Annotated in this window: 14 protein-coding genes; 6 read left to right on the forward strand and 8 right to left on the reverse strand. The window is 65.8% G+C overall.

The annotated features are described in order from the left end of the window. Positions 1-211: 211 nt before the first annotated feature. Genes QW861_RS06400 through QW861_RS06410 form a run of 3 tightly spaced genes read left to right on the forward strand, consistent with a single transcriptional unit; the run spans position 212 to position 3,719 of the window. Complete coding sequence (locus QW861_RS06400) at positions 212-1,165, forward strand: sugar-binding protein (protein WP_315713416.1); 954 nt, start codon at positions 212-214, stop codon at positions 1,163-1,165. A 13-nt stretch (positions 1,166-1,178) separates the two neighbouring features. Then, positions 1,179-2,681, forward strand: a complete 1,503-nt coding sequence (locus tag QW861_RS06405) for a sugar ABC transporter ATP-binding protein (protein ID WP_315752443.1) — start codon at positions 1,179-1,181, stop codon at positions 2,679-2,681. Between the two features lie 12 nt (positions 2,682-2,693). Next, positions 2,694-3,719, forward strand: a complete 1,026-nt coding sequence (locus QW861_RS06410) for an ABC transporter permease (RefSeq protein ID WP_315752444.1) — start codon at positions 2,694-2,696, stop codon at positions 3,717-3,719. Positions 3,720-3,772: 53 nt separating this feature from the next. On the opposite strand, the gene QW861_RS06415 is transcribed toward QW861_RS06410, so the two are convergent. Then, entirely contained in the window at positions 3,773-4,561 is a 789-nt protein-coding gene (locus tag QW861_RS06415) for a L,D-transpeptidase (protein WP_315752445.1), read from the reverse strand. Positions 4,562-4,878: 317 nt separating this feature from the next. Here QW861_RS06415 and QW861_RS06420 point away from each other — a divergent pair, with 317 nt between their 5' ends. Then, a complete protein-coding gene (locus tag QW861_RS06420; protein WP_315752446.1) occupies positions 4,879-5,229 on the forward strand; it encodes a hypothetical protein in 351 nt (116 codons plus the stop codon). A 14-nt stretch (positions 5,230-5,243) separates the two neighbouring features. On the opposite strand, the gene QW861_RS06425 is transcribed toward QW861_RS06420, so the two are convergent. Further along, on the reverse strand, positions 5,244-6,005 hold the full coding sequence (locus QW861_RS06425) for an ABC transporter permease (protein ID WP_315713411.1): 762 nt from the start codon (positions 6,003-6,005) through the stop codon (positions 5,244-5,246). After that, the gene (locus QW861_RS06430) at positions 6,002-6,922 is read right to left on the reverse strand and encodes an ABC transporter ATP-binding protein (RefSeq protein ID WP_315752447.1); all 921 of its coding nucleotides are present in this window, start codon (positions 6,920-6,922) and stop codon (positions 6,002-6,004) included. The genes QW861_RS06425 and QW861_RS06430 overlap by 4 nt, the downstream gene beginning before the upstream one ends. Positions 6,923-7,205: 283 nt before the next feature. Between QW861_RS06430 and QW861_RS06435 the strand changes: the two genes are divergently transcribed. Continuing rightward, a complete protein-coding gene (locus QW861_RS06435; RefSeq protein WP_409998012.1) occupies positions 7,206-7,940 on the forward strand; it encodes a hypothetical protein in 735 nt (244 codons plus the stop codon). A gap of 119 nt (positions 7,941-8,059) precedes the next feature. Continuing rightward, complete coding sequence (locus tag QW861_RS06440; RefSeq protein ID WP_315752448.1) at positions 8,060-9,106, forward strand: alpha/beta fold hydrolase; 1,047 nt, start codon at positions 8,060-8,062, stop codon at positions 9,104-9,106. A 5-nt stretch (positions 9,107-9,111) separates the two neighbouring features. Here QW861_RS06440 and QW861_RS06445 read toward each other — a convergent pair whose 3' ends face one another. The 5 genes from QW861_RS06445 to QW861_RS06465 all read right to left on the reverse strand — a co-directional run bounded on the left by QW861_RS06445 (position 9,112) and on the right by QW861_RS06465 (position 12,684). After that, entirely contained in the window at positions 9,112-9,735 is a 624-nt protein-coding gene (locus tag QW861_RS06445) for an isoprenylcysteine carboxylmethyltransferase family protein (protein WP_315752449.1), read from the reverse strand. A gap of 41 nt (positions 9,736-9,776) precedes the next feature. Next, positions 9,777-10,802, reverse strand: a complete 1,026-nt coding sequence (locus QW861_RS06450; RefSeq protein ID WP_315713407.1) for an NAD-dependent epimerase/dehydratase family protein — start codon at positions 10,800-10,802, stop codon at positions 9,777-9,779. Continuing rightward, positions 10,802-11,353 carry an Mpo1-like protein gene (locus QW861_RS06455; RefSeq protein ID WP_315713406.1) on the reverse strand — a complete coding sequence of 184 codons (552 nt, stop codon included), beginning with the start codon at positions 11,351-11,353 and terminating at the stop codon, positions 10,802-10,804. The genes QW861_RS06450 and QW861_RS06455 overlap by 1 nt, the downstream gene beginning before the upstream one ends. Before the next feature lie 243 nt (positions 11,354-11,596). Further along, a complete protein-coding gene (locus QW861_RS06460) occupies positions 11,597-12,268 on the reverse strand; it encodes an OmpA family protein (RefSeq protein ID WP_315713405.1) in 672 nt (223 codons plus the stop codon). After that, on the reverse strand, positions 12,268-12,684 hold the full coding sequence (locus tag QW861_RS06465; RefSeq protein ID WP_315713404.1) for a hypothetical protein: 417 nt from the start codon (positions 12,682-12,684) through the stop codon (positions 12,268-12,270). Before QW861_RS06465 ends, QW861_RS06460 begins: the two co-directional genes overlap by 1 nt. Positions 12,685-12,708: the final 24 nt, after the last annotated feature.

Raw genomic sequence — 12,708 nt, forward strand, 5'->3', positions numbered from 1 at the left:
GTCGAGCTGGATCGCAAACTGAGCGGTGAGGGACCGGTCTGGTCGTCTTGCCCTGAGCGAACGATCGCGCGGACGCTGTCCAGATCGAGGTGCTGTTCGTCCGGGCGGAGCCAGCGGTTCGGACGAGAGACGACTGTTCGCGACTAGATATCGTTCGACTACCAAATGCCGGCCGCATCAAAGCAGGCTGGCTTCACATGGGAGGGGTTCAATGAAGCGTCTTTGGATTGCCGGTGCGTCTGCCTTGTTGTCGATGGCGCTCGGTCTCGGCTCCGCGGGAGCCGCGGACAAGAAGGTCCTCGCCTTCGTCGTCAACGGTGCCTCCGACTTCTGGAAGATCGCCGAGGCCGGCGTGAAGAAGGCGCAGGGCGAGCTGCCCAATTACAACCTGCAGCTCAAATATCCCGAGCAGGCGGCAGCCGCCGTGCAGCAGCGGATGCTGGATGACCTCGTCGCGGCCGGGGCCGCCGGAATCATGGTGAGCGCCGTCGATCCGAAGAACCAGACTGAGCACCTGAACAAGATTGCCGCACAGACGGTGCTCTTCACCACCGACAGCGACGCCCCGCAATCCAAACGCATCGCCTATATCGGCTCCTCCAATACCGAGCTCGGCAAGGATGCCGGCAAGCTGATGCTGAAGGCGCTCCCGAACGGCGGCAAATGTGTCGGCTTCGTCGGCCTGCTCGGGGCTGACAACGCTCGCGAGCGCATCGAAGGCGTGAAGGAGACCATCAAGGGATCGAAGGTCGAACTGGTCGACGTGCGCGGCGACGAGATCGACCAGACCCGGGCCAAGCGCAATGTCGAGGACATCCTGGCAGCGATGCCGGACGTGAGCTGCCTGGTCGGCTTCTATTCCTACAACACCCCGCGCATCTATGAGGTGCTGAAGGAGGCCGGCAAGCTCGGCAAGATCAAGATCATCGGCTTCGACGAGGATCCGATCACGCTCGGCGGCGTCAAGGACGGCGCGATCGAGGGCACCGTCGTGCAGCAGCCGTTCGAGTGGGGCTATCAGGGCATGAAGCTGATGGCGAAGGTCGTTGAGGGCGACAAGTCGGGCGTGCCGGCGAACGGCATCATCATCGTGCCCGGCAAGGTGATCGAGAAGTCGAACGTCGACGACTTCATGGCGCAGATGAAGCAGATGCTGAAGAAGTAGCGCGACGGCCGGCGTGCGCGAGCCCTTCCTCGAGCTGATCGACATCGGCAAGACCTATCCTGGCGTGGTCGCGCTCGACCACGCCAGCCTGTCGGTCGCGCCCGGCGAGGTGATCGCCCTGGTCGGCGAGAACGGCGCCGGCAAGTCGACCTTGATGCGCGTGCTCGGCGGCGTCGTCGAGCCGAGCAGCGGCACGATCCGGATCGATGGCGCGGCGCGGACCAGCTACACGGTGGCGGACGCGATCGCGTCCGGCATCGCCTTCGTCCACCAGGAGCTGAACCTGTTCGACAATCTCGATGTCGCAGGCAACGTCTTCATCGGCCGCGAGCCGGTCTATGGCGGTCCGCTGCGGCTGATCGACCGGGCGACGCTGCGAGCCAGGGTGCGCCCGCTGATCGCGCGCCTCGGGGCCGATTTCGAGCCGGAGACGCCGCTTGCCGAGTTGTCTTTGGCGCAGCGCCAGCTGGTCGAGATCATGAAGGCTTTGTCGCTCGATGCGCGCTGCGTGATCATGGACGAGCCGACCTCCAGCCTGACGCTGTCGGAAACCGAGCGGCTGATGCAGGTCATCGCCGGCCTGAAGGCGGGCGGGGTCAGCGTCATCTTCATCACGCATCGCTTGAACGAAGTCATGCAATGCGCCGATCGCGCGATCGTGCTGCGCGACGGCCGCATGGTTGGCGCGCTCACGCGGGACGAGCTCAGTCCTGCCGCGATGATCCGGCTGATGATCGGCCGGGACCTGCGGTCACTCTACGTGCCGCCGGCCGCGCCGCCCGGCGAGGCCGTGCTCGACGTGGTGGAGGCCGTGACCGCGACCTATCCCAACCAGGCCGTCAGCCTGCAGCTCCGGCGCGGCGAGATCCTCGGGCTTGCAGGTCTCGTCGGCTCCGGCCGCACCGAGCTCGCGCGCGGCATCTTCGGCGTCGAGCCGCTGCTGGCCGGGGGCATCAGCCTGGAGGGCGAGCCGATCCGCATCTCGACACCGCGCGCGGCGATCGATCGCGGCATCTATCTCATTCCGGAAGACCGCAAGGCCTGCGGCCTGCTGCTCGACCTGTCGATCGCCGAGAACATCTCGCTGCCGGATCTCGCCTCCTATCTCAGCTTTGGACTTGTCGACATCAGGCGTGAGACCGAGAATGCCGACCGGCAGCGCGAACGGCTCAAGATCCGGGCGTCCGACGTCAAGGTCTCGGTCGGCACCTTGTCCGGCGGCAACCAGCAGAAGGTCGTGCTCGCCAAATGGCTGTCGATGCGGCCAAAGGTCTTGATCTTCGACGAGCCGACCCGGGGCATCGATGTCGGCGCCAAGCAGGAGATCTACGACATGCTGCGGCGGCTGGCGGATTCCGGCGTCGCGATCCTGATGATCTCGAGCGACATGGAGGAGGTGATCGGGGTGAGCGACCGGATCGCCGTGATGCATGAAGGCATGATTTCGGGCTTCCTGGCCCGCAACGAGTTCAGCGAGCACAACGTGCTTCAGCTCGCCGTCGGCCATACCGTCTGAGCGAGGGCGCCCGTGCAGAAAAAAGATCTCAGCCTGCTGATCCTGATCCTGGTGGTCGGCGCCGTCGTCGCCTTCATCAACCCGCGCTTCCTGCTGGTCGGCAACCTCTCCAATACCGCCAACCAGGTCGGCATGTTCGGAATCTTCTCGATCGCCGAGGCCTTCGTCATCATCGTTGGCGGCATCGAGCTCGCCGTGGGCTCGGTGATCGCGTTGCTCGGCGTGCTGTTCATCGACCTCATCGTCAACCGGGACGTCGACTGGGTCGCCGCCTTGTTCCTCATCCTCGCCGGCGGCGTCGCCATCGGCATGGTCCACGGCACGCTGGTGACCAAGATGCGCATCCAGCCCTTCGTGGTGACCCTGTGCGGACTTTTGATCTATCGCGGCGCGGCCCGTTATTACACCGAGGATGCCACGGCCGGCTTCGGCTACGGCGCGAGCTTCCCGGCGCTGGAATGGCTGGCCGCCGGCCGCACCGATGTCCTCGGCTTTCCACTGCCGCATAGCGTCGTGGCGCTCGCCATCGTGGCCGGCATCGCCTGGCTGGTGCTGCACCGCTCGGTGTACGGCCGCTATTTCTACGCGGTCGGCAAGAACGAGGAGGCGGCGCGCTACTCCGGCATCCGGTCCGATCGGGTGACGATCGCGGCCTATGTGATCTGCGGCGCCCTGACGGCGCTCGCCGCGGTCCTGCTGGCGATGTACACCCGCTCGATCTCGCCGGCGGTGCATGGCTCGTTCTACGAGCTCTATGCGATCGCCGCAGCGGTGCTCGGGGGCTGTTCGCTGCGCGGCGGCGAGGGCTCGGTCATCGGCGTCGTGCTCGGCACAATCCTGCTGCAGATGCTGCAGAACCTGGTCAATCTGCTGGGCATCCCGAGCTCGCTCAATTTCGCCGTGATGGGCACGGTGATCCTGATCGGCGTGCTGGCCGATCAGTATTTCGTGCAGCGGCGCGCGCGCATGCCGACGGCCCGCGGGCAGGCCAGCGCCGATCGTGCGTCCGCCTCGCTCGAGCGGGTCAACGCCGAGTGAGGAGGCGCCGATGCGCTGCGTAACAGCGCCCGGCCGCGAGGATCAATGCGCGATCAGTCCTGATAGGTGTAGTAGCCGCGCGGCTGATAATAAGAGCGCGGCTGGTAATAGCGCGGCTGCGCGTAGCTCGGATTGCCGTTTTGGTAATCGTACTGCTGCTGCTGCGGATAGGCCTGGGCGTCATAGACGCGCCGGGCCGTGCCGCGCGGCGCCGGATAACGCACGCCGTTGTCGCTGCCGTCGGCGGGATAGATGTAGCCGTCATCGGGCCGCTGCTGCGGAACGACCTGGCGTCCGGGCAGCATCTGTGGCTGCGGCGTCAGCACGACCGGCTCGCCGCTGTCGTCATACTGCTGCGGCACGTCGCGGCGGGCAACAGCGGTGCCGCGGCGTGGATTGCGCGCCAGCGCCACCTCGGCCGAGCCGGTCAGGGTCACCGTGGTGTTGAGCACGCCGTCCTTTTGCACCAGGTCGTAGAGCGTCGTGGCGTTGGCCTTGGACAGCCGGACGCAGCCGTGGGACGCCGGGGTCCCGAGGCGGCTTTCCGAATCCGTGCCGTGAATCGCGTGACCGACCTTCGTGAAGAAGATCGAATGCGGCATCGGTGCGTCGTCGAATTCCTTGGAAAAATGATCGGCCTCCATGCGGAAGGCGCGGAACGAGCCATTCGGCGTTTCCCGTGAGGGAATGCCGGTCGAGACTGGCCATCGATAGCGCTCGACGCCATCGACGGCGACCGTCATGATCTGGCTGTTCTTGTCGACCGTGATGTCGATCTTGGCCAGAGCCGGCGTGGCCGACAGAAAGGCGAAGCCGGCAACTGCAAAAAGGATGGTACGCATCTAACCTCTGGCCTCCAGGGCCCTCGACTGTGGAGAGACCTCAAAACGGGACTTTAACGCCCAGGTCATCGCCTCGGCCTGCACTATGTCGGAATTGCCGGCTTTGTTCCAGCCGAGGGCAGCCTCAACCTTAATGTCGGGCAGGACCAGGACAAAGGCTCCCCGCGTTCACCGGCGCTGACATTTTCGCGACCGCGGATGGTCTTTCATTCCGGCGTTTTGGGACCTCTCTAATCGGTGCAATTCGTCACGACCGCGCAACTTTTTGGCCGCATCCGCGTTTCAAAGATTCCCCCATGCGGTTCCCAGGACTCAAAATGTTGACGATGAAGGCCAAGACGGCGGTGCTCGATGATCGCGCGCCGCAGAAGCTGACCTACCTGCTGGCTGCGCTCGCGCTGGTCGTCCTGGCGCTGGCCTGGCTGGCGCTGCCGCAATTCGCCCATGCCCAGGGCATCATCCGTGGCGCCCATGAAGGGGCCCACGAAGGCAACCGCATCGCCGGTCCGGTGGGCGGCGTCGTCGGCGGCGCGGTCGGTGCCGGCGTCGGCGGAGCCGTGGGCGCCGTCGAAGGCGTGCTCGGCATTCCGCACCGCTCCTATTACCACCGGCACTATCACTGCCGGGGATACCGCGACAGCTACGGCCGCTTCCACTGCTACCGCTGAGTTGAGGCGCCGGCTCAATGCTTGAGCCGGTAGCCCGTCTTGAAGATCCACCAGATGATCGTCATGCAGATCGCCAGGAACAGCAGCGTCACGCCGACGCTGATTTCCACCCTGACGTCGGCGATCTCGTAGAAGCTCCAGCGAAAGCCCGAGATCAGGTAGACCACCGGGTTGAGCAGCGCGATCGAATGCCAGGTCGGCGGCAGCATGTTGACCGAGTAGAAGCTGCCGCCGAGGAACGTGAGCGGCGTCACCACCAGCATCGGGACCATCTGCAGCTTCTCGAAGCCGTCGGCCCAGATGCCGATGATGAAGCCGAACAGGCTGAAGGTCACGGCCGTCAGCACCAGGAACGACAGCATCCACACCGGGTGCTGGATGTGCAGCGGCACGAACAGCCCGGCGGTCGCGAGGATGATCAGCCCGAGAATGATGGATTTCGTCGCGGCCGCGCCGACATAGCCGAGCACGATCTCGAAATGCGAGATCGGCGCCGAGAGGATCTCGTAGATCGTGCCGATGAATTTCGGGAAGTAGATCCCGAACGAGGCGTTGGAGATGCTCTGGGTCAACACCGACAGCATCACGAGGCCGGGCACGATGAAGGTGCCGTAGCTGACGCCCTCGACGTGGCTGATGCGCGAGCCGATCGCGGCGCCGAACACGACGAAGTAGAGCGACGTCGACACGACGGGCGACACGATGCTCTGCAGCAGCGTGCGCCAGGTGCGCGCCATTTCGAACTTGTAGATTGCGGCGACCGCGCGAAAATTCATTGCCGCACCAGGCTCACGAAGATGTCTTCAAGGGATGATTGCTTGGTCTCGAGATCGACGAAGCGGATGCCGGCGGTCCTGAGATCGCCGAGCAGGCTGGTGATGCCGGTGCGCTCGCCCTTGGTATCGTAGTCATAGGCGAGCCGCCAGCCGTCGTCCGACAGCGCCAGATGATAGGGCGCGAGCGTCTCGGGGATGGTCTCGATCCGGTGCTGCAGATGCAGGCTCAGCCGCTTCCGGCCGAGCTTCGCCATCAGCTTGGCCTTGTCCTCGACCAGCACGATCTCGCCCTTGTTGATGACGCCGACGCGATCGGCCATCTCCTCGGCTTCCTCGATGTAGTGCGTGGTGAGAATGATGGTGACGCCGGCGGCCTTCAGCTCGCGCACGACGTCCCACATGCCCTTGCGCAGCTCGACGTCGACGCCCGCGGTCGGCTCGTCCAGGAACAGCACCTGCGGCTCGTGCGAGAGCGCCTTCGCGATCATCACGCGGCGCTTCATGCCGCCGGAGAGCGTGATGATCTTGGCGTCCTTCTTGTCCCAGAGCGACAGGTCCTTGAGGATCTTCTCGATCAGGGCGGGGTTCTTCGGCTTGCCGAACAGCCCCCGGCTGAAGCTGACCGTGGCCCATACGGTCTCGAACGAATCGGTGTGCAGCTCCTGCGGCACCAGCCCGATCAGCGCCCGTGCGGCACGGTAGTCGCGGTTGATGTCGTGGCCGCCGACCGCGACCTTGCCCGCGGACGCATTGACGATGCCGCAGATGATGCTGATCAGCGTCGTCTTGCCCGCGCCGTTGGGCCCGAGCAGCGCGAAGATCTCGCCCCGCTCGATCGCGAGATCGACATTGTTGAGCGAGGTGAAGCCCGAGGAATAGGTCTTCGACAGGCCGGTAACGGAAATGACGGGAGCCATCACGGGGATTCGATGCGAGGGATTCGAAAAGAGCGGGGGAGCTGCGCGGAGGAGGGGGCGCAGGCGAAGCGCTCAGATAGGGACGGCGATGCGTTCGCGCAATCGTGCGCGCCGCCCTCGATCATGTCGCTTGTTGGGCTTTTCCGTGGCCGATATGGCTGAGTGTTGCCGCTCAGCCACGTCTGAGGAGGAACGCCGCCTTGCGATGTCCGACGATGTTGCGTCCGCGAGCATCTTGGGTACGGTCGCGCCGTCTCGACATTTCCGCCGCGGAGAAGGACCGATGACGGCACGCGCCAGCACCGTTCGACCCACCTTCAAGCGCAGCCTCTCGGCGCGCTGCTTTGGCATGGTGGCGCTGGCCGTTGCGCTGGCTCTGCCGCTCGGCACCGGATCGGTCCGGGCGGCACCGAGCCCGGCGGCCGCAACCGCCGCCAGCACCACGCATGTCTATCTGCTGCGCGGCGTGCTCAACATCTTCTCGCTCGGGCTCGACGACATCGCCGCCAAGCTGGATTCGCAGGGCATTCCGAACACGGTCGCCAATTTCGTGTCGTGGTCGTCGCTCGCCGACGAAGCGGCGGCCGCCTATCGCGCCGGCCGGATCAAGACCATCATCCTGGTGGGCCATTCCTCGGGCGCGACCGCGCTGCCGGACATGATCAACAAGCTCGGCCAGCTCGGGGTGCCGGTGAAGCTCGCGATCGGGCTCGATTCGGTGTTCAAGACCAAGCTCGTCGGCGGCAACGCCGAGCGCTACATCAATTTCTACATCGCCAGCGGTGCCGGCGAGCCGGTCCGCCGCGACGACGGCTTCCGCGGCAAGCTTGAGAATGTCGACGTCCAGTCGGTTCCCGGTGTCGGCCACGTCACGATCGAGAAGAACCAGATCATGCAGCAGAAGGTGATCGGTGCCATCGATGGCGTGGTGTTCGGCGGCCGCGGCCGCCCGGCGGCGGCGCCGCCGACGCGCATGGCCGCGCCGCAGCGCGCGGCCAACGTGACCGGCTACCGGTAGTCCGCGGCCGCGCCACGGGGCGCGCGCCCCAAAATGCTCCCATTCGGCGGCGACAAACGGTATGGCAGGGGGGATATGACCCTGCTTGATCTCAGCCGAGAGCTTTCCCGGGAGCGCGAATGACCAGCGTGGCGCGAATCGCGAAGCGGTGGCTCGGTCCAGCCAAGGTGGCTGCCGGCAGGAGACTGCTCGCGATCCTCGTCACCGCACCTTTGCTCGCGGGACTTGCCGCCCCAAGCATCTCGCGGGCCGCCCAGCCCGGCGCTGCGTCCGCCCCCGCGCCGACCAGATCCGCCAAGGCATCCCCGGCAGCAACCCCCGCGGCGATCCGCGCCGTACCGACTGCGCCGCCCGAGATCAGCCAGCCGCTGCCGCCGCCGCGGGTGTACCTGTTCCGCGGCGCGCTCGGGCCGCTGTTCTCGACCGGGATGGATCGTCTGGCCGAAAAGATCGAGCAGGCCGGCTACCGGGCCAGTGTCTATGAATTCACGCTGTGCGACCTGATCGCGCTCCAGGTGGCCAAGAACTACCGCCAGGAGCCGGGCCCGATCGTGCTGATCGGCCATTCGATGGGCGGGCTGTGCAGCGTCCGCATCGCGATCACGCTGCAGGAGCAGAACATCCCGGTTGCCCTCGTCGTCACCGTCGATCCGGCGCATGCGACCAAGAGCGTGCCGCCCAACGTGCAGCGCTTCATCAACCTGTTCCTGTCCGACAACATTCTCGGCGGCGGCGACGTCAAGCCGGAGCCCGGCTTTCGCGGTCACTACGCCAGTTTCGACATGAAGGATCATGATGAGGTCACGCACATCAACATCGACAAGATGGAGGACGTGCACGCCCAATTGGTCACCATGATCAGCCAATTGTCGCAGACCTCGGCGACCGCCGACGCGGACCCGGTGCCGCTGCGCTACTTGGTGCCGCCGAAAGCCTCCGTGGAGCTGTGGGACAGCGGCACTGCTCTGGCGGTACGGCCGGGCGAGACCCTGGACCAGATCGCCACCAATTATCACGTTCCGCTCTGGGCGCTCCAGCAATCCAACCGCGGCCTCGCCACCCAGCCGTTGGTCCCCGGCCAGCGCATCATCCTGCCGCGCCACCTGCTGCCGCAGGCGGCAAACCAGTCGCCGCAGCCGCCTTCGGAAGCCCAGGCCAGACGCTGAGCGCTCTAGCCCGGCGGCAGGAACGGAATGATCATCGGCACGCGCTGCCGGTAGGTGACGTAATCCGGCCCGAGCTCCTGCGCGAGGAAGACCTCTTCCATCTTTGCCTTCCAGGCCATCCCGAGCGAGATCAGGACGGCGCCCAGCACGGCGGTCACCGTGCCCACCGCGATGCCGGTGGCGATCATGCCGAGGATCAGCCCGGTATAGATGGGGTGACGGACCATGCCGTAGGGGCCGGTGTCGATGACCTTGTGGCCTTCCTTGTGGGTGATCGCGTTGGACCAGAAGCGACCGAGATGGATGCGCGCCCACCAGGTGAAGGCGATGCCGGCCAGGGTGACGACGGTCAGCAGGTAGACGCCGGTCTCACCGGGAGTCCAGAACGGCTTCTCGCCGAGCAGGCGCGAGGTCCACGGCGTGAACAGGATGCCGCCGAGCACGATCAGCGCGTGATAGCGGCTGGTCTTGATCACCGTCACATGCTTGCGGGTCTGCCCCGACCAGAACGAGGCGCCGACCCAGCTTGCGAGCCAGATCAGCCAGATGATGGCCAGCAGCGAGGTGGGCCAGGTGGTGGTCCATCCGCTGAACGCAAACGACGAGATGGGGCTGGCATCGCCGGACATGTGTTGGAACCGTTATGAGACCTGGGACCGGCTGCTCTTAGCTATTCGGCCGCGGTGCGAAAAGGGTGTTGTTTACCGTCGAGCCGCTTTCCCGGCTCGGAACCGAGCAGAAAGCCGATCGTCTCGCGCAAGGTCGGCTCGATCGGGCGCGGGACGTAGCCGAGCTCGCGTTTGGCCCTGTCGATCGACAGATCCGAGGCCGCGCGGGCGATCCGCACCCCCTCGGCGGTGCCGGACGGGCAGCGCTTGGTGAGGTGATCGGAGACGAGCTCGAGCATGCCCGCCGACAGCTCGGCCAGCCGGCCGGGCACGGCGACCGCGACATGCTTGCGGCCGCTGATCGCCGCCATGAGATCGAGGATGCGGCTGAGGCGCAGGCTCTCGCCGCCGAACACGTAGCGGCCGCCGACCTTGCCGCGCTCCATCGCCAGGATCAGGCCGTCCGCGACGTCGCGGACGTCGACCAGGTTGACGACGAAGTCGAGATAGAGCTGGAGCCGGCTGTCCAGGAAGTGCCGCAGCATCTGCGAGGGCGGTGTCAGGTTGCTGTCGTGCGGCCCGATCGGCATTGTCGGCGTGCCCACCACGACGGGGAAGCCGTCCGCCGCGGCGGCCATGGCGCGGGCCTCCGCCAGCGCCTTGGAGCGCGTATAGGCGCCGGGCATCGCCTCGGCCGGCGGTGCGGTCGGTGCCGATGCGGCGCCGGTCGAGCCGGGATAGTCGAACAGGATGGATTCGGTCGAGCAGTGCAGGAACCGGCGCACCCGGCCGGCGCGCGCCGCCGCCAGCACCGTCTCCGTGCCCACGCAATTGACGCGGTAGAAGTCCTCGCGGTCCGGCATCCACATGCCGGGCAGTCCAGCCAGATGATAGACCTGATCGACGCCGGCGACCGCCTGCTTCACCAGGCCCGCATCGAGCACCGAGCCTTCGATGTACTCGACGTCAGCGATCATGTGGCTGGGGCAGCGAATATCGAGCACACGCACCTCCGCGCCCCGCGTCGCGAGCGCAGAGACGAGGTGATGGCCGATGAAACCGCTGCCGCCGGTGACGAGGACTTTCATTAGGGGCGCGAGTGCTGATCGCCTTGAAGCCGGTCCGATGCGAGCCGATCCGGCGACCAGTCCGGCGCGATGAGGTCGGCCACCGAAGGCCGCAGACCCAACGCCATGTACAATTTCGCCATCACGAACATCGGACCGAGAAAGAGATGCGCCGGATGATCCAGCAGAGATGGATTGTTGCGCTCGAACACCTTGTGGCCCACGGCCTGCGAGACAAAGCCGAAGATGATGAGCGCGGCAAACAGCGCCCAGAAGGCGACGCCATGGACGTGATCGGCGATCATCATGGCCGCAGCAAGGAACAGCACGGCGAAGGCCAGGATGCCGGCCCCGAGTGCGGCATCGAGCAGCAGCCAGTAGAGCAGGACGGGCAGCGCCAGCACGGCGCCGAGGCCGATCCGGATGCCGAACGCGTCGAAATGCCACAAGCTCAGGGGCAGCACGGCGCCCAGGAACAACAGGATGATCCCGAACACATGCATCAGGCCGTTGCGCGGATCGCGATGGTATTCGACGTAGTCGACCATCTGGCGTCGGAACATGGCGTTCATGGCTGGCTCGCTCGTCAATGAGATCGACCGTCGCTCAATCGACGGCCGCAAAGAGGGGGCTATACCATCAAGCGGCTGCATCGACAAACCCGGCAATCACGGCCCAGCAGCATTGCCGCGCGACCCGACTTGAAAACAGGTTCCATTGGCGCCTGTCGGGAATAGCGTATCGGCAACCTGCTGAGACAACAGTCGCACCTGCAGCGCGCTGGGTTCATGGCCTCAGCGCAGGTCTCAATTGCATCAACTGCGATGCTTGCGCGGGGCCTGCTTGTGGGGCGCTGCCGGGGCAGGGGCCGAAGGCGGCGGCGCGGCCTCTTCTACGGTCTTTGCGATCGGGATGATCTGGATCTGCTGATTGACGGCGGCGGTCGGCTTGGACGGGTCGAGCAACTGCTCCTCGCCAAGTCCGATCGATTGCAGCCGCTTGACCGAGATCTTGAAGGTGTTCGCCAGGATGTCGCGGATCGCGTCGGCGCGGCGCTGGCTCAGGATGACGTTGGCCTCGCGCTTGCCGTTGGCCTCGACATGGCCGACGATCAGGAAGGTGTAGGGCAGCAGATCGGAATACACCATCGCATCGGCGATCCGCCCGACGGTCTGGTACGATTCCGGGCGCACGATCGGCGTGTCCACGTCGAACTGGATGTCGACGTTGAAGGCCGGCAGATTCATCAGCTCCGGCGCGATCGGCGGACGCTTCTGGGGCGGCGGCTCGTTGCGCCCGCGCGACCTGGAACGCTCCTGCGTCTGCTGCTTCAGCGCCGGCAGATCCAGCGTGGGTGCGGTTTCGAAGCGGCCGAGCTGGCGCACGATGTCCTCGCGACCCGGCTCCTGCGACCAGGCGGGCGCGCTCGCGGCCATCAGCGAAGCCACGATCGGCCCTGACAGCAATGATCTCGCGGTCCGCCGCATCAGCGATACCCCGCTTCACCCATCGCCTGCTGACACCGCGCGCTCACGCCGTTGGCCGTCATCAGGCACGGGATCGATTTGCTCGTCTCCTTCGTGGAGCCGCCACACAGCTTGACGATCTCGCGCTGGCAGGCGTTGGCGACCGTGACCCGTGCCGCGATGCGCTTCTGGATCGCCTCGAACGCCTTGAAATAGGTCGCCTTGCACTGCGCGGAGACCACGTCCTGGTTGCGCGAGAGGCATTCCTTGAGGCGGTTGGAGTCGAGATTGACGCCGCGGCAATTGGCGGTGATGTCGGCGCCGCAGCTCGACGCGATCAGCCCCGCGGAATCGCCAAAGCTCATCGTCTGCGCCGCCGCCAGCGAGGGCACACACAGCGCGACCGCAACACTCAACAGAATGTATCCCCGGACCATGATTGCATCTCATACGATGCATGC

Origin of the sequence: Bradyrhizobium sp. SZCCHNRI1029 (assembly GCF_032487555.1) — a bacterium.
GTDB lineage: Bacteria > Pseudomonadota > Alphaproteobacteria > Rhizobiales > Xanthobacteraceae > Bradyrhizobium.